The organism is Eubacteriaceae bacterium Marseille-Q4139, assembly GCA_018223415.1.
Taxonomy (GTDB): Bacteria; Bacillota; Clostridia; order Lachnospirales; family Lachnospiraceae; genus CABSIM01.
Window position 1 is genome coordinate 2,197,429 of record JAGTTQ010000001.1, and the last position, 20,290, is coordinate 2,217,718.

Genomic DNA, 20,290 nt, shown 5'->3' on the forward strand with positions numbered 1-20,290 from the left:
GCCATGATTTTATGTTCCAGCATTTCCGCTGAAATCACATATTCGTTTCATTTTCGTTTATGATAGCTGCATCCAGTAATTTTGGCACTTCTTCAATGATTGGAGCAAGAACTTTATAGGTTCCCGGCAGTTCGTCTGCCGTACGATAGGTTGCAACACCCATCGGTTTTGTATAATCTCTTATCGCCAATTCTACCACATTTCTATTGGCTTCCCGGCAGAGCAAAATGCCAATCGAGGGATTCTCACCGTTTCTACGTTCTTGCTCATCTAATGCGGATAGATAAAAGTTTAGTTGTCCCAGATAAGCAGGCTTGAATTTACCTTTTTTTAATTCGACCACCACTAATGCCTTTAAGTCACGCTGGAAGAAAAGCAGATCAGCAAAAAATTCTTCTCCATCAACTACAATGCGGTGCTGGCTGCCCACAAAGCAGAACCCGGAACCGAGACATTGAATAAAATCACGGATATGATTGATAATCTCATGTTCAAGTACCCGCTCGTCCATATCCTGTGGGTCAGATAGGTCTAGCTCCTCCGTATTGATAAAATCCAAAAAGTATTCATCTTTGAACATCTGCATTGCTTTCAGATATTGCTTATCTTCCGACATTGCCAGGGAGAAGTTAGAGGGCATTGTACCTTTATGGTGGTACAAATTTTCTTTCAGTCTGGCTCGAAGCATATACTTGCTCCAGTGGCCAAGTGCAGCCTCACGAATGTAAAAAAGGCGCTCTGCAAAATCGGAAGTTTTGCTCAAGATTTCCATGTGGTGTGAAAAGCTCACACCTAAGAAATACTCCAGTTTAAAATCGGCAGCCATGGCTGCCGATTTACCTTCTAATAAATTTCCGCTGCGCATTTTGATATAAGGTTCCCATGCTTCAAAATCTGGAATTGGCGGAAACGTAGGAACCAATGGAGTAGTAAAGAGAGAGCATTTCACCGTTGGTGTAACTGGCTGCTCTGCTTTGACTTCTTAAAATTGCTGTTTTTATGATTTTAACTGCTTCCAGATATTGTTCATTCATATGCTACCTCAATTTTGCGATAATCTACACAGTCTTATTATTACTCACGAACGGTGATCTCCTTGCCAGGCCATAGTCTTTATTGATTTCAGCCGTTCCATTCTTGCAATTTTATTGTATCATGCCAATGTGAAGAATTCAATGTTCACCGAAATCCAGAGATTTTTATAGAGCATGCAACATAGTAAACTAAAATTTTTTTCAAGAAATTTTTACAACATATTGTCGGGCAGAAAAGCGGCTGGGCAATATGTTGTATTTTTTATGTTAATCAGCCGCAAAACAGGGGTCAGGTGGGAAAATTATGTTTGATTTTATCAAAAAAGCAGGCTATAATGTAGGCTAACAGGGGTTTTTGCCCCTTTTTTTATCCTGTATGAAAAATAAGATACGGGATGAAAAGCGCCTTAAGGAGGGCGTTAGGGGGCTGCCTTCGCCGTGAAATTCTGGCAGAAGCGGCGGGGGCTCAGAAAGGTTCAAGGGAAGGAAATGAAAGAGGAAATAAAAAGCTTTATTGACTATCTGGAACGGGAAAAGCATGCGTCTTCCAACACGCAGGTTTCCTATTGCCGCGACCTGATGCAGATGGCGGCCTTTTTTGAGGAGATGGGGATCACGGAGCCGGCAAAAGTGACGAAGACGGCGCTGACCTCCTATATGCTGCATCTGGAACGCGAGGGACGGGCCGCGACGACCGTGTCCAGGATGTTAGCGTCTGTGAAGGCCTTTTTCCACTATGAGATCCGGAGCGGCAGGGTGAAGCGGGATCCGGCGGAGCTTCTTCATGCGCCGCGGATTGAGAAAAAGCCGCCGGTGATTCTGACCGTGGAAGAGGTGAACCGGCTCCTTTCGCAGCCGGACGGGACGGCGCCGAAGGAAATCCGGGACAAGGCCATGCTGGAGCTTCTCTATGCCACGGGAATCCGGGTTTCGGAGTTGATAAACCTGCGGATGGAAGACGTGAACCTGGCCGTGGGTTTCATTACGTGCCGTGACGGGCAGAAGGAACGGATGGTGCCCTTCGGCCGCGTGGCAAAGGATGCGATTCTTAAATATCTGGACTGCGGGCGGCCGGAGCTTTTAAAGGGCGGGGAGTCCGAGCTTCTCTTCACCAACTGCAGCGGCGGAGCCATGAGCCGCCAGGGGTTCTGGAAACTTATTAAGTCCTATGGCCGCAAGGCCGGGATCGAGGAGGACATCACGCCCCACACGCTGCGCCACTCCTTTGCGGCGCATCTTTTAAGCAACGGGGCCGATGTGCGGGCCGTGCAGACCATGATGGGCCATGCCGATTTGGCAACCACCCAGATGTACATGTCCTACACGGGAATAAATTCCGTGCGGGACGCGTACCGAACCGCGCATCCGAGGAAGTAGCGGTGTTTTGTGCCGTTACGGAAGTGTGGGGTACACATACGAAAGATGATAGAGGTCGTTGACCTGTTTCTGGAGCGTATTCCGGATCAGGTCGATGAGTGCAGAAGCGGCAGGGGTTAAGACCCTGCCTTTTTTGTACGCTGCGTCTTCTCCCTGACTTCTCCAAACCTCTGGAATATTTCCCCCACATATGCTAAAATACCCCCAGACAATGAAACGCAGTCCAAGGAGGTAAGAAAACAATGCTGTCATTTGAATGTGATTATTCCAGGGGCGCCCATGAGCGGATCCTTTCCAGGCTGGCCGAGACCAGCCAGACGAATTTCCCGGGATACGGGAGCGATTCTTTATGTGAAAGCGCAAAGGAAAAAATCCGCGCGGCCTGCGGGTGCCCGGAGGCAGAGGTATTTTTCCTGGTGGGCGGCACCCAGACGAATGCCATTGTGATTTCTTCAGTTTTAAGACCCTATGAAGGCGTTGTGGCGGCAAAGACAGGCCATGTGAGCGTCCATGAGGCAGGTGCCATCGAATGTACCGGCCATAAGGTGCTGGAGCTTCCCGAGCATGACGGGAAAATCGACGCGGGAGAGCTCAAACAGTACATCGAGGACTTTTACCACGACGGGAACTATGAGCACATGGTATTCCCCGGCATGGTGTACATTTCCCATCCGACGGAGTACGGCACGCTGTACAGCAAAAAGGAGCTTTCCGACATTTCGGCTGTCTGCCGGGAGTACAAGCTCCCGCTTTATCTGGACGGCGCGCGTTTAGGCTATGGGCTTATGAGCCGTGAGACGGACGTGACCCTCGCTGATGTGGCAGAGCTCTGCGACGTTTTTTACATCGGCGGGACGAAGGTGGGCGCCCTTTTCGGCGAAGCCGTCGTGTTCACGAAGAAAAACATGCCGAAGCACTTCATGACCATGGTGAAGCAGCGGGGCGGCCTGCTTGCGAAGGGCTGGCTTTTGGGGCTCCAGTTCGACGAGCTGTTCACCGACAGTCTCTACTTTAACATCAGCCGCCACGCCATCGACATGGCAGAGCTTTTAAAGCAGGGCCTTCATGAAAAAGGCTGCCGGTTCTTCCTGGAATCCCCGACGAACCAGCAGTTTGTGATCCTGGAAAACGGAGAGATGGAAAGACTGAAAGAAAAGGTGTCCTTCAGCTTCTGGGAGAAGTACGATGAGACCCACACGGTAGTGCGGTTTGCCACCAGCTGGGCCACGAGCGAAGAAGACGTGAAGAGCCTGATGGGGCTTTTGGGATAGGAAATGGGAAAAATAAGGGCGGAATTCCTGGGCGAGAGGGATTCCGCCTGAATTTTACAGGAGACTGCGAAGCTTTCCGGCAAGGTACAGCGGCATGTTGGTAATCAGACCGTTTTTCAGATATCCGCGTTTGGAGAAACGGATGGCGTGCGCCGGTTGATGCTCGTTCACGTAACGCTTAAAAGCTGGTGCAGATTTGTCTTCGTCTCCCTTGACCTCTACCGGAATGATTTCCGTACCGTTCTGCAAGACGAAGTCAATCTCCCCGCTGCGGTCGGCGAAGTACCGAGGCGGCGCCTCAAACTGTCCGCAAAGCTGCTGCAAGACATAGTTTTCGGTCAGCGGCCCTTTGAATTGATAGTCATTCTGCAAGAGGATGGCGCTGTTGTCGATGCCTGCCATGTGCTTAAGCAGCCCCGTGTCAAAGACAAAAAGCTTGAAAGCATCCAGCTTATCAAAGGCTGCAAGGGGATGTTCCATTTTCGAGACATTATAGACGCGGTTTAACATTCCGGCAGATACCAGCCATTCGATTGCTTCCTCGAATTCCCGTGCCCGTGCCCCTTCACGGACGGCGCCGTACATAAACTTTTCATTGGGCTTGGCAAGCTGCGCCACAATGCTGCGGAATACCATGAGGATGCGGCCGCTGTTAATCCGCCCGTTGTGCTTAGAAAAATCATTTTCATAGATTTCGATCAATTCGCGCTGTATCTGCGAAACCCTGGCCGGATCCCTGTGACGGATCCAGGAAGCCACGCACTCCGGCATCCCGCCGATAATAAGGTAGCAGTTATAGGCGTCCATCAGCCGGTCGTGGAAAAGTGTCTCAATCGCCTGTCCTTTTTCTATGGTACAGTAATACTGATAGAGGCTTTCATCTGTGGCCTGCAAAAATTCATCAAAGGTTAGAGGACGGATATTTAAAAGATTCACCATGCCGACAGGATAGGATTTCGGCTGGGCAAGCAGCGTTCCCAGGAGGCTGCCGGCCGCAATGACATGGTATTCGTTGGCTTTTTCCCTGAAATACTTGAGCGCGTTTAAGGCCTCCGGGCATTCCTGAATTTCATCGAAGATGACAAGGGTTTTTTCGGGAAGGATTTTTTCACCGGCAATCAGGGAGAGAAGCTCCAAAATCCGCTGTGGGTTTTTATTGGTTTTAAAAATGGATTTCAGTTCCTCTTCCTCATCGAAATTGAAGTAGACATATTTTTCGTAGCAGGTTTTCCCGAACTCCTTCATGAGCCAGGTTTTTCCCGTTTGCCGCGCGCCTTTGAGCACCATTGGCTTACGGTCATCGTCTGTTTTCCAGCGGATCAAATCCTGGATTGCATTCCGCTTCACCTGCATCACCGTCCTTTCTTTAAAACAAGTATAGTTTAACACGTTTTTACGGTGATTACAAACAAGAATTACACATTTTTACAACAAAAATCACAATAAAATTACACGTTTTTACAAAAAATCAACTCATATAATCACTGTTTTCCGGCTGCTCATCTTCTCTCCCAGTATTTCCCAAAATCCGTCGAATAAAATAGGATTCCCCACATAAAATATCAGATAAAACTTGATTATCGACCATAAAATATGATAAAATCAGGGAAACGCACCTGCCAAAGGGGGAAGATGCGCGTCCCGCTTTGCCTGCGGAAACCATCATGCGAAAAGGAGACTTAAATTATGAGCAGATTGGAAATCATTTCTCCGAATCGAGCGCGGATTGTCATGGAAGGGCTTTACAAAGATCTGGAGCGGAGGATCGAATCAAGCCCGCCCGGACTCTGTCCCGTGGACATGGCCCGCGCTTTTTTGGAGCTCTGCCACGCCCAGACCTGCGGGAAATGCGTGCCCTGCCGGATCGGCCTTGGGCAGCTAAACCAGCTGATCCGCGACGTTTTGGGCGGGAAAGCCACAATGGAAACCCTGGATCTGATGGAAAAAACTGCCCTTTCCATCATGGAGTCCGCAGACTGTGCCATTGGCTACGAAGCAGCCAATATGGTGTACAAGGGACTGATCGGTTACCGGGACGACTATGTGGGGCACATTAAGAACGGACGCTGTACATGTACATACAACCAGCCGGTGCCCTGCGTGACGCTCTGTCCGGCTCACGTGGACATTCCCGGCTATGTGGCGCTTGTGGGCGAAGGGCGGTACGCGGACGCCATCCGGCTGATCCGTAAGGATAATCCGTTCCCGACCACCTGCGGCTTCATCTGTGAGCATCCCTGCGAGGCCAGGTGCCGCCGGAACATGGTGGACGCGCCCATCAACATCCGCGGCATCAAGCGGTTTGCTGCCGATTATGCCGGCGTTGTGGAACCGCCGAAATGCATGCCGTCCACAGGCAAGCGCATCGCCGTCGTGGGAGGCGGCCCGGGCGGATTAAGCGCGGCTTACTACCTTCAGCTCATGGGACATCAGACGACCGTATTTGAGATGCTTCCGAAGCTCGGCGGCATGTTAAGGTACGGCATTCCCAATTACCGCCTGCCGAAAGACCGGCTGGAGGACGATATCAACAGCATTTTAAAGACCGGCGTAAAAGTGAAGTTCGGCGTCAAGGTGGGCCGCGACGTGACGATCCAGAAGCTGCGCTCGGAATATGACGCTGTCTTAATCACCATCGGCGCCAGCGCAGACAGGCGTCTCGGGCTGCCAGGCGAGGATGCCGAGGGCGTGCTTTCGGCTGTGGAATTCCTGCGGAATGTGGGCATGGACGAGATGATGGATATGACCGGCAAAGAGGTCGTCGTCATTGGCGGCGGCAACGTCTCCATGGACGTGGTTCGGACGGCCAAGCGGTTCGGTGCGAAGAAGGTGAGCATCCTGTACCGCCGCCGCAGAAACGACATGACGGCCCTGCCGACGGAAATTGAGGGGGCCATCGCCGAGGGCGTTGAAATCCTGACCTTGAAGGCGCCAGCGTCTCTTGACGTGGATGAGGACGGAAAAATCCGCGGCGTTTACGCGGCGCCCCAGATCATCAGTGCTATCAAGGACGGCCGCGCCAGCGTGAAGAATTCCGGCGAGCCGGATGTTTATATTCCCTGCGATCTTTTGATCCGTGCCATCGGCCAGGCCATTGAGTACACCCATTTTGAGGAAGCCGGAGTCCCGGTTTCCCGCGGAAAGATCATCACCCAGAGCAGCGGTGCCTTTGAGAATATGCCGGGCGTCTTCGCCGGCGGTGACTGTGCCAGCGGGCCGGCGTCGGTGATCCAGGCCATCGCTGCGGCGAAGGTGGTGGCGGCCAACATCGACGAATACCTGGGCTACCGCCATGAGATCACCTGCGACGTGGAGATCCCTGAGCCCAACCTGGAAGACCGCCTGCCCTGCGGCCGCGTGAACATGACGGAGCGGGAGGCCTGCGAACGGATCCATGACTTTGAAGGCGTGGAGAACTGCATGACGGAGAAAGAGGCGCATCAGGAGGCGTCCAGATGCCTGCGCTGCGATCATTTCGGATACGGAATCTTTAAGGGAGGCAGGGAAAAATTATGGTAAATATTACGATTGACGGAAAGAAAATTTCGGTAAAAGAGAATACGACAATCATGGAAGCTGCCGCCGCCTGCGGGATCCCGATTCCGAAGCTCTGCTATTTGAAGGATATCAACGAGATTGCCGCCTGCCGTGTTTGTGTCGTGGAGGTGGAAGGGAAAAAAAGGCTGATTACCTCCTGCAACAACGTGGCCGAGGAAGGCATGGTGATCTACACCAACAGCAAGAAGGTCAGAAACCACAGGCGCAACACGGTGCAGCTCATCCTGTCTCAGCATGATACCCGCTGTGTCGCATGTCCGCGCTGCGGAAACTGCAGTCTCCAGAACATCGCAAGGGACTTGAACATCCTGGAAATCCCCTTTAAGCAGGAGCCGGAGTACCGGCCGTGGAACCGGGAATTCCCGTTAATCCGCAATTCGGAAAAGTGCATCAAATGCATGCGCTGCGTCCAGATCTGCGACAAGGTTCAGGGGCTCGGCGTTTGGGACGTGGAAGGAACCGGCTCCCGGACGACCATCAACGTGTCCGGCTTAAAGACCATCGAGACGGCCGACTGTTCCCTCTGCGGCCAGTGCATTACCCACTGCCCGGTGGGTGCGCTGACGGCCAGGGATGATACGGAAAAGGTCTGGGAGGCCATTGAAAACGATGACATGGTTGTCGTGGCCCAGGTGGCTCCGGCTGTCCGTGCCGCATGGGGCGAGGAGCTTGGCCTCTCGCCGGACGAAGCCGGCATCGGAAAAATCATGGACGCCTTAAAGCGCATGGGCGTGGATTATGTGTTTGATACGGTGTTCTCCGCGGATCTTACGATCATGGAGGAAGGAAACGAGTTTGTGAAACGGTTCACAAGCGGAGAGCTTTCGGAGCGGCCCATGTTCACATCCTGCTGTCCCGGCTGGCTCCGGTTCGTGAAGAGCCAGTTCCCGCAGCTCGTGAAATACCTGTCCACAGCAAAATCGCCGCAGCAGATGTTCGGCGCCGTCATGAAGACGTATTTTGCGGAGAAAATCGGCGTTCCGCCGGAGAAGATTTTCACCGTGTCCGTAATGCCCTGTGTGGCGAAAAAGAGCGAGCGTGAGATGGAGTTATTCTACGGCGAATATGCCGGCCATGACATCGACGCGGTCATCACGACAAGGGAGTTAGTGAAGATGATCCGCTCGGCGCACATAAGCCCTGAGACGTTGACAGAGATCGAGAGCGACAGCCCGATGCACGACGGAACCGGCGCCGGCGTGATCTTCGGTGCAACCGGCGGCGTCATGGAGGCGGCCCTGCGGTCGGCTTACTATATTATTAAAAAGGAAAATCCGCCGGCCGATGCGTTCCGCGCCGTAAGAAGCGAGGGATTCGGCGCCAACGAAGGCGTTCAGGAGGCGGAATTCCAGATCGGCGATATTACAGTCCGGACGGCTGCCGTCAGCGGGCTTGGAAATACGAGACGGCTCCTGGAGAGAATCGAGCGCGGCGAGGCCCACTACGACTTCGTAGAGGTTATGGCATGTCCCGGCGGCTGCGTTGGCGGCGGCGGACAGCCGATCCACGACGGTGAGGAGCTGGCGTTCTTACGCGGAAAGAAGCTTTACGCCCTCGATGCCGAGGCAGAAATCCGCTATTCCCACGAGAACCCGGATATTCAGAGGCTGTACGGAGAATATTTCGGAGCGCCCATGTCTTATCGGTCACATATGCTTTTGCATACGGAGCATCAAAAGAAATAGGGACAAAGGTAACGGAAAGCCCCTGGCCGCGCGATTGGCGCAGCCAGGGGCTCTAATAAACGCAGGAGAGTCATCAGTGCCGCATGGAAAAACCACCCTCAAAATTTTTCCACCCCCTTGCCACCACCCCTCAAACCTGATAAAATGAAATTCCAGGGCGCTGAAAAAGGGCCCTTAAAGGCGTGCAAAGGAGAATTACAAAAAATGTTTATCATAGCAGGACTTGGGAACCCCACGAGGGAGTACGAAGGGACGCGGCACAACGCCGGTTTTATGGTCATGGATGCGCTGGCCGACAAGCTGGGGACGGATATTTCCGAGAAAAAGCACAAGGCCCTCTGCGGCCGCGGCGTCATTGGAGGCGAAAAGGTCATTCTTTTAAAGCCCCAGACATATATGAATTCCAGCGGGGAAAGTATCCGGGCGGCTGCTGATTATTATAAGGTAGATCCGGAAGACATCCTGGTGGTTTACGACGACATCAGCCTGGCGCCGGGCCAGCTCAGGATCCGCGCGAAGGGCAGCGCCGGCGGCCACAACGGCATCAAAAGCATCATCGCCCATCTCGGCACCCAGGAATTTCCGCGGGTGAAGGTGGGCGTCGGCGAGAAGCCGCCCAGAATGGATCTGGCAGACTATGTGCTCGGGCATTTTTCCGCCGAGGAGAAGAAAATCATGGAGCAGGCGGTAAAGGAAGCGGCTGACGCTGTCTGCGAGATTGTTTCCGAGGGAATCGACAAGGCCATGAACGATCACAACGCAAAAAAAGAAGGCAGATAGGCCGGAAAAACGCATGCATGGGAGGCGCGTATGGGAGAAATATTTGCAAATCCGCTCACAGAGCTGGCGGAATATACGGACATCGAGCGGGATCTTTCGCTGGGACGCGGCCCCGTGCAGCTTTGCGGGGTGACGGATTCCCAGAAGGTGCACCTGATGCACGGGCTGACGGAGAAAAAAGCGTGGAAGCTCATCGTGACCTACGATGACACCAGAGCCAGGGAAATTTACGACGATTTCTGCTATTTTGAGAAAAATACGTGGCTGTACCCGGCCAGGGATCTTTTGTTTTACAGCTCGGACATCCACGGAAACCTCTTGACGAGACAGCGGATGCAGGTGTTTTCCAGACTGATCGAGGAGGAAGGCGGCGTCGTGGTGACGACGCTTGACGGCCTGATGGATCATCTGCTCCCGCTTTCCATGATAAAGGAGAGCTGCCTTCATCTTTCCGGCGGCCAGCTTCTTGATTTAAAGGAGACGGCAGAGTGGCTCGTCTCCATGGGTTATGAGCGGATGGGGCAGGTGGACGGCATGGGCCAGTTCTCCATCCGCGGCGGAATCCTGGACATTTTCCCGCTGACCGAGGAACAGCCTTTGCGAATTGAGCTGTGGGGCGACGAGGTGGATTCGATCCGCACCTTCGACCCGGAGAGCCAGCGTTCCATCGCCCAGCTTTCCGAGGCCGTCATCTACCCGGCGGCCGAGACAGTGTTGAAGGAAGAACAGGTGTCCGACGGCTTAAGCCTCATTGAAAAAGAGGGGAAAAAGCAGGAAAAGAAATTCCGCGATGCCATGAAGACAGAGGAGGCCCACCGGATTTTTATGGCGGTAAAGGAGCTTTCCGAGTCCCTCAGAGAGGGCTTTGACGTCAGGGGGCTGGACGGCTATATCCGCTATTTCGTGAAAGAGACGGTCTCCTTTCTGGATTACATGAGAGACGCCGGAAAAGAGGGCGGCCTGGCGGTGATCTTAGACGAACCCCAGAGGCTTAAGGAAAAAGGCGAAACCGTGGAGATGGAATTCCGGGAGAGCATGGGGAACCGGCTGGAAAAGGGCTACATCCTGCCGGGGCAGGCGGAGCTTCTCTACCCGGCGAAAGCTGTGCTGGCGGCGCTCCAGGATAAGGAAAGCCTGCTGTTTACGGGCCTCGACCAGAAGCTTCCCGGCATGTCCGTGAAGAAAAAGTACAGCATCACAGGGAAAAACGTAAACTCCTACCAGAACAGCTTTGAGCTTTTAATCAAAGACCTGACGGCATGGAAAAAAGAGGGCTGGCGCGTCGTCCTTTTGTCGGCGTCCAGAACCAGGGCCAGCCGTCTGGCCGGCGACTTGAGGGAGTATGACCTGCGCGCGTTCTGTCCCGAGGATCCCGGCCAGCCCGTGAAGCCTGGCGAGCTTCTCGTGACCTACGGAAAACTCCACAAGGGCTTTGCCTACCCGCTTATCAAATTTGTCGTCATCACCGAGGGCGACATGTTCGGGGCGGAGCGCAGGCAGAAGAAGAAAAAGCGCTATCACTACGAGGGCCGGAAGATTGCAAGCTTTGCGGAACTGACCGTCGGCGACTATGTGGTGCATGAGAGCCATGGCCTCGGGATTTACCGCGGAATCGAAAAGATCGAGCAGGATCATGTGACGAAGGACTATGTGAAAATCGAGTATGGCGACGGCGGGAATCTGTACCTGCCGGCGACGAAGTTAGAGGGAATCCAGAAATATGCCGGCTCCGATGCGAAAAAGCCGAAGCTCAATAAGCTTGGCGGCAGCGAGTGGACGAAGACAAAGACACGCGTCAAGTCGGCAGTGAAAGAAATTGCAAAGGAACTGGTGGAACTCTATGCCGCCAGACAGAATACGGACGGCTTCCAGTACGGGCCGGATACGGTCTGGCAGAAGGAATTTGAGGAGATGTTCCCTTACGAGGAAACAGAAGACCAGCTTGCAGCCATCGAGGATACGAAGCGGGATATGGAAAGCAGAAAAATCATGGACCGGCTGATCTGCGGCGACGTGGGCTACGGGAAGACGGAAATTGCCCTGCGGGCGGCCTTTAAAGCCATCCAGGAGGGAAAACAGGTAGTCTATCTTGTTCCCACGACGATTTTGGCCCAGCAGCATTACAATACCTTCGTCCAGCGGATGAAGGATTTCCCTGTCCGCGTCGATCTCATGTCGCGGTTTAAAACGCCGTCGGAGATCAAGCTGACGTTAGAGGGCTTAAAAAAAGGCTATGTGGACATTGTCATCGGCACTCACCGCGTCCTTTCGAAAGATGTGGAGTTTAAAAGCCTCGGCCTTTTGATTATCGACGAGGAACAGCGGTTCGGCGTGGCCCACAAGGAAAAAATCAAGCAGATGAAACAGAACGTGGACGTCCTGACACTGACGGCGACGCCGATTCCGCGGACGCTGCACATGAGCCTTGTGGGGATCCGCGACATGAGCGTCTTGGAGGAGCCGCCGGTGGACCGGGTGCCGATCCAGACGTATGTGATGGAGTACAACGACGAGATGGTGCGGGAAGCCATCCACAGGGAGCTGGCCCGCGGCGGGCAGGTGTATTATGTGTACAACCGCGTCAACAATATCGACGAGGTGGCAAATCACGTGGCGGCGCTTGTGCCGGAAGCCACGGTGGCGTTTGCCCACGGGCAGATGCGGGAGCACCAGCTTGAGCGGATCATGCTGGATTTTGTGGCCGGGGACATCGACGTCCTCGTCTCCACCACCATCATCGAGACGGGTCTTGACATTCCCAACGCCAACACCATGATTATTCATGATGCCGACCGGCTCGGGCTTTCCCAGCTTTACCAGATCCGCGGCCGCATCGGCCGTTCCAACAGGACGTCGTTTGCATTTCTCATGTACCGGCGGGATAAGCTTCTTAAGGAAGAGGCGGAAAAGCGGCTCCAGGCCATCCGGGAATTTACGGAGCTGGGTTCCGGCATCAAGATTGCCATGCGTGATCTGGAGCTTCGCGGCGCCGGGAATATTTTAGGTGCGGAACAGCACGGCCACATGGAGGCGGTGGGGTATGACCTGTACTGCAAGATGTTAAATGAGGCGGTGGCGGCGTTAAAGGGGAACCGGGAGGTCGAGGAGAGCTTCGATTCCACGGTGGACTGCGACATCGACGCGTTCATCCCCGACACGTATATCCGGAACGAGTATCAGAAGCTCGATATCTACAAACGGATTTCGGCCATCGAGACCGACGACGAGTACATGGATATGCAGGATGAGCTGATGGACCGCTTCGGCGATATCCCGCGGCCGGTGGATAACCTCCTTCGAGTGGCCGAGCTAAAGGCCATGGCCCACAGGGCGTATGTGACCGAGGTGGACATCAACCGCCAGGAAATCCGCTTCGAGATGTACCAGAAAGCAAAATTAGACGTATCCGGCATCCCGGCGCTCATCGGCGAGTACAAGAATGCCCTGCGGTTCGTGCCCGGGGAAAAGCCGTTCATGCTTTATCAGGATAAGCGGTCGAAGAATAAGGACTGCGAGAAAATGATGGAAATGGCGAAGGAAATTTTGGGAAAGCTGGCGGAGCTTGGGGATAAGCCGGCGGCGTAACCATACCGCCGCATCCCACAAATAAAACAATTCAAAAGAGGCACAAAAAAATGAATAAGCAGAAAAAAGCAGATTTACTGCTTCTGATGATTACCGCCTTCTGGGGCACTTCCTATTATTTGACGGACATAAGCCTGACAGACCTGCCGCCAATGTTTCTCAACGCATTTCGGTTCCTGTCCGCTTTTTTCGTGCTGGGAATCGTATTCCGCAAAAAGCTGATGAATATGAACAGGACGACGATTCGTTACAGCCTCCTGGTAGGACTTGTTTTAACCGGAACCTATATCTTTTACGGATACGGCATATCCCGGACTTCGCTGTCCAACGCAGCTTTTATCAGCGCGCTGCCGGTGGTAATCACGCCGGTTTTTGCCTATTTTATTGATGGGACGCGGCCGGGCCGGAAAATGCTGTTCTGCATCGCCGTGTGTGCGGTCGGACTGGCGCTTTTAACGCTGGATGACCGCCTGCGCCCTGCCGTGGGGGATGTGATATGCCTCGGCGTCCCGGTCTGTTATGCCCTGGATCTGACGATGACGGAGAGAGCCGTCCGGCATGAGGAGGTGGACGCGCTGGCGCTTGGCGTGTGCCAGTTGGGCGTAGTTGGGATCATTACCTTTGTGCTGTCCATCCTTTTTGAGGAACCGCATCTTCCGACGACGGCCGCCGCGTGGTTCTCCTCCCTGTTTTTAGGCTTCTTCTGCACAGGGATTTCATTTGTGATTCAGGCTGTCCAGCAAAAATATACGACAGCCAGCCATGTGGGGCTGATTTTTACGCTGGAACCTGTCTTTGCAACGCTTGTTGCCTTTGTCTTTGCCAACGAGGTTCTTGCTCCCCGCGGGTACCTTGGCATGGCACTCATGCTTTTAAGCTTATTGTTCATGGAGCTGGATCTGCCAGTTAAAAGAAAGCAGTCTATGGAGTATCGGGAAAACCTTTCATAGTTGCCGGAGCCGCCTCGGAAACCATGCAGCAGTTTCCGGAGCGGCTCCGTTTTTTCTAGTCATGAATCCCTTTTACAAGTGGGATCAGCCTGACGTCATGTAAAACCAGGGCCCTTATAACGCCCAGAGCCAGGTAATAGAGGGCCAGAGAGATGCCAGACTGCGGCAGGGCACATGGCGCATTGATCGCACCTTACATCTCCTTATTTTTCATAATCCGGACGGAGAACCAGATCGACACAGCATACATAACAGCCACCAGCGCAGTCACAAAAGCAGGAAGCAGCACAGGTGAGCTGACGGCTGCGTTAATCATGGGGGAATCAGCAGGCAGTCCGGGAAGAAAGAACAAAGTCACTAAAAAACCTGCTGCCGGAATATACATAAATACCCGGCCTTTGATAGAGCCAAATTTGTAATATCCCGGAAGCTGAAACACCGTGTAAAGCGCAAACAAGAACAGGCCGCCAATGGCCGCGTTCAGAATGTCTGACCGTTTAACGGTTTCGCCCAAGGCCCGCAATACAATCGGCTGCGTGATAAGGGAAACCACCAGAGCGATGGCTCCAAGCACAGCAACAAAGAGATACCGCCCTATTACCATTTCCCCTTTCTTTACAGGCAAAATGCCGTATAGGCGTTCCATGCTGTTTTTCTCTGCGACGGAAAAAGGATAGCCGGTTGTCATGGCGATAAAGCACATGGCAAAAGAGACTCCCGTCAGTATGGAGCGGTTGACAGCCGCGAAAGCGATGGGAAGAAGCATAGTAAAACCAATTAGTTTAACATACGGTTTTATAAGGGAAAAATCCAGTTTCGCAGCTTTCAGTATATTACTCATAATCTTCCCCCTTCCTGCTTGTAAAAACGACGATTTCATCAATGGCTGCCGGTTCAATGTCCAATGCAGGAAATGCGCCAATATCTTCGGTTTTGACGAGAGCTTCAAAACCAGTCGGGAAAATGCGGACGCCTATGGCCTTCGCCTGCAAATCAGCGGACAGTTCATTCCTGCCGCCTTTGATGATACGAAACATATCAACAAATTCATCTTTGATGCCGCTGAAAAACAGTTCACCATAACTGATATATGTGATATAATCAGCAGCCCGTTCCAAATCGCCGGTAATATGGGTAGAAAATAGAACGCTGTGTTCCCCGTCCTCGATGTATTCCGAGAGGATCTGAAGCAATTCATCTCTGGAAACAGGATCAAGGCCGCTGGTAGGTTCATCCAAAATCAGCAGCTTTGCGTCATAGGAGAACGCACAGGCCAGCATCAGCTTCATCTGCATCCCTTTTGAAAGTTCCCTGACCTTTTTAGCCGGAACAATATGAAACTTTCGCAGCATTTCAGCAAACCGCTCCGAATTCCAGTTGGGATAGAAAACGGAGATAGATTTTTCGACCTCAGTAACTTTCCAATCATCACTGAAATAGTTGGTATCAAATACAACGCCAAGTTCTGCCTTTGCCTTCTGCTCGTCAGCGATATTATCCAGGCCCATGATTTTGATTTCTCCGCTGCTGCGCTCCAGCATATTCAGAATGAGCTTGATTGTAGTTGTTTTGCCGGAGCCGTTTGGCCCGATCAGCCCCATAATATATCCTTTGGGGAGAGAGAAAGTAATATTGCGAAGCTGAAAATGGTCAAAGGATTTCGACAGATTTTTTACCTCCAAATAATTAGTCATCTGTATTCGCCTCCAATAAAATATCTAAAAGATGGTGCAGCTCTTCCTTGGATAGGTTGGCAATTTTCGCCGCTTTTATAGCTTCTGTTATACCATTTTCTACTTTACGGATTAGCTGCTCTTTCATAAGCTCAGAACCGCTTCCCAATACAAAACAGCCGCGGCCCTGAACATTCTTAACAAACCCTTCCTGTTCCAGTTCCGTATAGGCCCTCGTAACTGTTAAGACACTGATCTTTAAGTCCTTCGCCAGAGTCCGGAGAGACGGCAATGTCTCCCCTTCTTTCAGCTCACCGGACAGGATAGCGGCTTTAACCTGCTGTTTAATTTGCTCGTAAATGGGTATGCCCGATATATTTGAAATGATTAGCTTCAACCTGCCGTCACTCCTTTTATCTAAACTATTATATTGTTATATATAACAGTATAACATATGAGACAGATGATGGCAATAACAGATTTTCTGCACTGCCTGCATTTCTGGACAGGCCGCCCGCAGGGCGCTATAATAAGGCCAGATACAGAAATCTGAATGGAAACGGAGGAAATCTGTGATGAAAAAAGTGATGATTCTTGTAATCGACGGCTGTGCGCCGGAATATCTGACGGAAAAGACGGCGCCGAACATCTTTCGGCTTGCCGGGGAACGGGGATTTTTTAAGACCGTACAGGGGGCGATGCCCTCGGTGACAAACGTGAACCACGCCTTCATCCTTTCGGGGCGGTGGCCAGCCGAGACAAAGGTGGTAGGAAATTATTTTTATGACAGGGCCACGGGAAAAGAGGGGTTCATCGAGGAACGCGGCTTTATGAAGGCCGAAACGATTCTCCAGCATGTCAGGAAACAGGGCGGAAAGACGGCGCTTTTCACGGTAAAGGGAAAAGTCCTTGGCGTCTACGGCGACGGGGCTGACATCGGAATCAGCGCCCAGGCGCCGGAGGCAGCGCTTCTTTCGCGCTACGGCCTGGAGGCGCCGCCGGCCATCGACAGTGTGGAGGCGTCGGAGTGGATTGTGAAGGCGGCATACCGCTGCATCGAAACGGACAGCCCCGAGCTTTTGTACTGCACGACCAACGATTACATTTTCCATCATTTTGCGCCGGGCGCTGAGGAGGCGAGGGCGCAGATCCGGGCCATCGACGCATACATAGAAAAGATCGCCGAACGGGAGCCGGAGCGTCAGATTTACATCACGGCCGACCACGGCATGAACAAGAAAACCAGGATTGTCAATTTCCAGACGGCCGCAGGAAGGGCCGGCTTTGACGTTTACTGCCTGACACCGTTAAAAGACCGGTACGTGGAAAACCATATTTACCAGGAGGGCGGCATGCTCTACGTGTTTTTAAAGGATCCGTCCCAGGCGGAGGCGTTCCGGGATTTTGCAGCCGCACAGCCGTACATGGAGCAGGTACTCACGGCCGGTGAGGCGGCCGTTCGGTACCATCTTCCGGAGGGGCCCATCGGCGATTACGTCCTCTTGACGGAAAAGGACAGCGCCTTCGGGGAATGCAGTGAGGAAATCCTCTATACGGAGGAATCCAGAACCCACGGCTCCCTTTATGAGCGCGAGGTTCCCCTCCTTGCCATAAACCCGGAGCGGGGAAAAGAGGAGTACGCATATTCCAAAGACATCGCCGCTCATCTCATGGGGATTTCCTGCTAACATGATGTGTCTCCGGACTATGTTTTTTCATAGTAACTCATAAGTTTATCAGTAATTTACAAAAACAGAGTGGGAAGCTATGATGAAATCAGATAACAAAGGGATTTCAGAAAAAACAGAAGGAGGCATCTTATGAAGATTACAAAAGTCGATGTACTGAGAGCAAAACCCAACGAGCGCGGCTGGACGCCGGTTTTGTGCCGGATTTATACGGACGAGGGAATTTACGGCGACGGAGAAGCGGCACTGGGATACGGCGGCGTCTCCCGGTCGGCCTTTGGGATGGTTCAGGACTGTGCGGCCAGGATTCTTGGCATGAACCCGTTAGAGCATGAGGTGATCTGGAACCACCTTTACCGGAACTGCTTCTGGGGACGGAACGGCGGGCCCCTGGTGTTCGGCGGCATCAGCGCCATCGACATCGCCCTCTGGGACATCAAGGGAAAGGCATACGGCGTGCCGGTTCATGAGCTTCTGGGCGGAAAACAGAGGGAAAGCCTGAGGGCTTACGCCAGCCAGATCCAGTTTGGCTGGGGGCCGGATTACACACCGGCCAGGAGTCTTGAGGACTACGCCAGAGAGGCGAAGAAAGCCATCGACGATGGCTATGACTGCGTAAAAGCCGATTTCTTTTCCTACAAAGAGGGAGAGGGGCGGTTCACGGAAAACGAACAGGCCGGGCTTTTGAGCCAGGCTCATATGAAGTTAGTCGAAGAGCGGATTGTAGTCACCAGGGAGGCCATCGGGCCGGATAACGACATCATTTTAGAGAACCACTGCTACACAGACGCGCAGTCGGCCGTCCAGATGGCGAACATGGCAAAGGCGTACCGCATGTTTTACTTCGAGGAGCCGACGACGCCGCACCCGGAGCTTTTAAGCTATGTCCACCGGGAGACGGGGCTTCCGGTCGCCAGCGGGGAGCGGATTTTCTCCAGATGGCAGTATGAAAAGTTCTTTAAAGAGCAGGCAATCCAGATCGCACAGCCGGACATCGGCACAAGCGGCGGGATCACCGAGGTGAAAAAAATCTGCGATATGGCGTTTACCCATGACGTAGGGATCCAGATCCATATCTGCGGAAGCCCCATCGTCACGGCCGCCTCGCTCCAGCTTGAGTGTACGCTGCCCAACTTCGTGATCCACGAACAGAACGTCTGGAGCCTCGCACCGTCCTGCCGGGAGCTGGCAATCCATGACTACCAGCCCCACGGCGGAAAGTTCCTGATCCCGGATCTGCCGGGAATCGGAAACGAGATTTCCGAAAAGGCCTTTGCAGAAGGCGAGGTCGTTACGATAAAATAGGTGTGCGGCAGAAAAACCTGCGTTACAAAAGCCGGTGCTGCAAGGTGCGGTTCGTGACAAAAACACAGGCCAGCGTCACCGCGGCGACAATCCCCTCGGTGAGAACCATGGCCCACCATACGCCGTCAAGGCCGAGCCAGGCCGGAAGAAGATATAAAAGCAGCCCGCTGAGGATGAGTCCTCTCAGAAGGGACAGCACCGTGGAGGTGCGTGTCCGCAGGATGGACTGGAAATAAAAGGTGGCCCAGATGTTGATGCCCATAAACAGGAACGAAATAAAATAAATCCGCATGATGCCCGGGGCTGCGGAAAGCACCTCGGGCGTCGCGTCCATGAAGAAGCAGATGATCTGCGCCGGGAACAGAATGCCCGACAGCATGAAAACAATGCCCATGGCGATGACGGTCAACTCCGAAATCCGGCGCAGGCTGGCAATCCGCCTGATCTGTCCGGCACCGAAATTTGTCGTTGCAATCGGCTGGATGGTCTGCCCTACGCCGGTGAAAATGTGCTGGAACATGCCGGAGCAGGTTAAGACGACGCCGAAAACAGCCAGGGCGGTCTCCCCGCCGTAGCGCATGATCTGATTATTCAGGATACAGGTCAGGATGATAAAGGCAAATTCCAGCACGGAGGCGCTGAAGCCAGCCGTGACGGACTTGAAAAATGCCTTCGTAAGCTTCCATGGCCTCACAAGCGTTAAGCTGCTTTTTTGTGAGAACAGGTAAGCGCAGAGCACGAAAAGCTGAATCACGGTGCCGCCGGCCGTGGCGATTGCCGCACCTGCCATCCCCATGCCCATGGGGAAAACCAGGAACCAGTCTCCGAAAACATTAAAAACCCCGCCGGCGATGACGGCGCCCATAACCACATTGGGCGCGCCGTCGCACCGCACCATGCAGGTAAAATAAGCCGACAGGATAAAGGCCGGGAATGTCCCGATGATCCAGTCGCCGTACTCCAGGACGAGAGGCATGAGAGCGCTGCTTGCCCCGAATAAGGTAAAAATTTCTTTGCGGAACAGGGCTGTAAACGGCCACACAAGGGCAGTCAGAACCAGTACCAGGATCAGGGAAGCCGTGTAGTAGGCGTTGGCTTTTTCCATGCGGCCCTCACCGCGCGCTTTTCCGAAGCGGACAGAGCCGCCGATGCCGCAGAGAAAGCCGAACAGGGAGGCAACCCCCATGATCGGATAGATGACCGCGCAGGCGGCCGTTCCGTCTGTGCCGACGCCCTTCCCGATGGCGATGGTGTCGACAAAGCTGTATATGGTCGTAACCAGGGCCGAAAAAAGCGAGGGAGCCAGGAATTTCAGATACAGGCTCCCGATTTTGTCTTTCAGTAAATCCATATCTTTCTTATCCTCCTTTTCTTGACTTCTTTC

At 53.2% G+C, this 20,290-nt stretch carries 15 protein-coding genes; 9 read left to right on the top strand and 6 right to left on the bottom strand.

Going from position 1 to position 20,290, the window contains the following annotated elements:
• Positions 1-34: 34 nt before the first annotated feature.
• The gene (locus KE531_10425; protein MBR9954017.1) at positions 35-865 is read right to left on the bottom strand and encodes a DUF1016 family protein; all 831 of its coding nucleotides are present in this window, start codon (positions 863-865) and stop codon (positions 35-37) included.
• Positions 866-1,523: 658 nt separating this feature from the next.
• On the opposite strand from KE531_10425, the gene KE531_10430 reads away from it, so the two are divergent.
• Together KE531_10430 and KE531_10435 are read left to right on the top strand one after the other, a co-directional pair.
• Entirely contained in the window at positions 1,524-2,411 is an 888-nt protein-coding gene (locus tag KE531_10430) for a tyrosine recombinase XerD (GenBank protein ID MBR9954018.1), read from the top strand.
• A gap of 242 nt (positions 2,412-2,653) precedes the next feature.
• Positions 2,654-3,682: an aminotransferase class V-fold PLP-dependent enzyme gene (locus tag KE531_10435; GenBank protein MBR9954019.1), complete on the top strand. Its 1,029-nt coding sequence runs from the start codon at positions 2,654-2,656 to the stop codon at positions 3,680-3,682.
• Positions 3,683-3,736: 54 nt separating this feature from the next.
• On the opposite strand, the gene KE531_10440 is transcribed toward KE531_10435, so the two are convergent.
• Positions 3,737-4,969, bottom strand: coding sequence for an ATP-binding protein (locus KE531_10440; GenBank protein ID MBR9954020.1), 1,233 nt, complete (start codon positions 4,967-4,969; stop codon positions 3,737-3,739).
• Between the two features lie 399 nt (positions 4,970-5,368).
• Between KE531_10440 and KE531_10445 the strand changes: the two genes are divergently transcribed.
• From KE531_10445 to KE531_10465, 5 genes are all read left to right on the top strand, one after another.
• Positions 5,369-7,201 carry an FAD-dependent oxidoreductase gene (locus tag KE531_10445; GenBank protein ID MBR9954021.1) on the top strand — a complete coding sequence of 611 codons (1,833 nt, stop codon included), beginning with the start codon at positions 5,369-5,371 and terminating at the stop codon, positions 7,199-7,201.
• Positions 7,195-8,925, top strand: a complete 1,731-nt coding sequence (locus KE531_10450; protein MBR9954022.1) for a [FeFe] hydrogenase, group A — start codon at positions 7,195-7,197, stop codon at positions 8,923-8,925. Before KE531_10445 ends, KE531_10450 begins: the two co-directional genes overlap by 7 nt.
• 204 nt (positions 8,926-9,129) lie before the next feature.
• Positions 9,130-9,705, top strand: a complete 576-nt coding sequence (gene pth, locus KE531_10455) for an aminoacyl-tRNA hydrolase (protein MBR9954023.1) — start codon at positions 9,130-9,132, stop codon at positions 9,703-9,705.
• A gap of 30 nt (positions 9,706-9,735) precedes the next feature.
• Positions 9,736-13,290 (top strand): transcription-repair coupling factor, encoded by a 3,555-nt coding sequence (gene mfd, locus KE531_10460; protein MBR9954024.1) that lies wholly within the window; start codon positions 9,736-9,738, stop codon positions 13,288-13,290.
• Positions 13,291-13,340: 50 nt separating this feature from the next.
• A complete protein-coding gene (locus KE531_10465; protein ID MBR9954025.1) occupies positions 13,341-14,240 on the top strand; it encodes a DMT family transporter in 900 nt (299 codons plus the stop codon).
• Between the two features lie 193 nt (positions 14,241-14,433).
• Here the strand turns inward: KE531_10465 and KE531_10470 are convergent, their stop codons facing one another.
• The 3 genes from KE531_10470 to KE531_10480 are packed head-to-tail and all read right to left on the bottom strand — an operon-like array spanning position 14,434 to position 16,310.
• Entirely contained in the window at positions 14,434-15,081 is a 648-nt protein-coding gene (locus tag KE531_10470; protein MBR9954026.1) for an ABC-2 transporter permease, read from the bottom strand.
• A complete protein-coding gene (locus KE531_10475; GenBank protein ID MBR9954027.1) occupies positions 15,074-15,934 on the bottom strand; it encodes an ABC transporter ATP-binding protein in 861 nt (286 codons plus the stop codon). The genes KE531_10470 and KE531_10475 overlap by 8 nt, the downstream gene beginning before the upstream one ends.
• Positions 15,927-16,310, bottom strand: a complete 384-nt coding sequence (locus KE531_10480; protein MBR9954028.1) for a GntR family transcriptional regulator — start codon at positions 16,308-16,310, stop codon at positions 15,927-15,929. Before KE531_10480 ends, KE531_10475 begins: the two co-directional genes overlap by 8 nt.
• Positions 16,311-16,488: 178 nt before the next feature.
• On the opposite strand from KE531_10480, the gene KE531_10485 reads away from it, so the two are divergent.
• Both KE531_10485 and KE531_10490 read left to right on the top strand, forming a co-directional pair.
• The gene (locus KE531_10485) at positions 16,489-17,601 is read left to right on the top strand and encodes an alkaline phosphatase family protein (protein MBR9954029.1); all 1,113 of its coding nucleotides are present in this window, start codon (positions 16,489-16,491) and stop codon (positions 17,599-17,601) included.
• Positions 17,602-17,733: 132 nt separating this feature from the next.
• On the top strand, positions 17,734-18,906 hold the full coding sequence (locus KE531_10490) for a mandelate racemase/muconate lactonizing enzyme family protein (GenBank protein ID MBR9954030.1): 1,173 nt from the start codon (positions 17,734-17,736) through the stop codon (positions 18,904-18,906).
• A 22-nt stretch (positions 18,907-18,928) separates the two neighbouring features.
• On the opposite strand, the gene KE531_10495 is transcribed toward KE531_10490, so the two are convergent.
• Positions 18,929-20,257 carry a multidrug transporter MatE gene (locus KE531_10495; GenBank protein MBR9954031.1) on the bottom strand — a complete coding sequence of 443 codons (1,329 nt, stop codon included), beginning with the start codon at positions 20,255-20,257 and terminating at the stop codon, positions 18,929-18,931.
• Positions 20,258-20,290 lie beyond the last annotated feature (33 nt).

Coding starts and splice junctions, on each gene's coding strand:
- KE531_10435 (MBR9954019.1), top strand. CDS start 2,654: ATGCTGTCATTTGAATGTGATTATTCCAGGGGCGCCCATGAGCGGATC.
- mfd (MBR9954024.1), top strand. CDS start 9,736: ATGGGAGAAATATTTGCAAATCCGCTCACAGAGCTGGCGGAATATACG.
- KE531_10490 (MBR9954030.1), top strand. CDS start 17,734: ATGAAGATTACAAAAGTCGATGTACTGAGAGCAAAACCCAACGAGCGC.
- KE531_10445 (MBR9954021.1), top strand. CDS start 5,369: ATGAGCAGATTGGAAATCATTTCTCCGAATCGAGCGCGGATTGTCATG.
- pth (MBR9954023.1), top strand. CDS start 9,130: ATGTTTATCATAGCAGGACTTGGGAACCCCACGAGGGAGTACGAAGGG.
- KE531_10425 (MBR9954017.1), bottom strand. CDS start 865: ATGCGCAGCGGAAATTTATTAGAAGGTAAATCGGCAGCCATGGCTGCC.
- KE531_10495 (MBR9954031.1), bottom strand. CDS start 20,257: ATGGATTTACTGAAAGACAAAATCGGGAGCCTGTATCTGAAATTCCTG.
- KE531_10430 (MBR9954018.1), top strand. CDS start 1,524: ATGAAAGAGGAAATAAAAAGCTTTATTGACTATCTGGAACGGGAAAAG.
- KE531_10475 (MBR9954027.1), bottom strand. CDS start 15,934: ATGACTAATTATTTGGAGGTAAAAAATCTGTCGAAATCCTTTGACCAT.
- KE531_10470 (MBR9954026.1), bottom strand. CDS start 15,081: ATGAGTAATATACTGAAAGCTGCGAAACTGGATTTTTCCCTTATAAAA.
- KE531_10485 (MBR9954029.1), top strand. CDS start 16,489: ATGAAAAAAGTGATGATTCTTGTAATCGACGGCTGTGCGCCGGAATAT.
- KE531_10440 (MBR9954020.1), bottom strand. CDS start 4,969: ATGGTGCTCAAAGGCGCGCGGCAAACGGGAAAAACCTGGCTCATGAAG.
- KE531_10450 (MBR9954022.1), top strand. CDS start 7,195: ATGGTAAATATTACGATTGACGGAAAGAAAATTTCGGTAAAAGAGAAT.
- KE531_10465 (MBR9954025.1), top strand. CDS start 13,341: ATGAATAAGCAGAAAAAAGCAGATTTACTGCTTCTGATGATTACCGCC.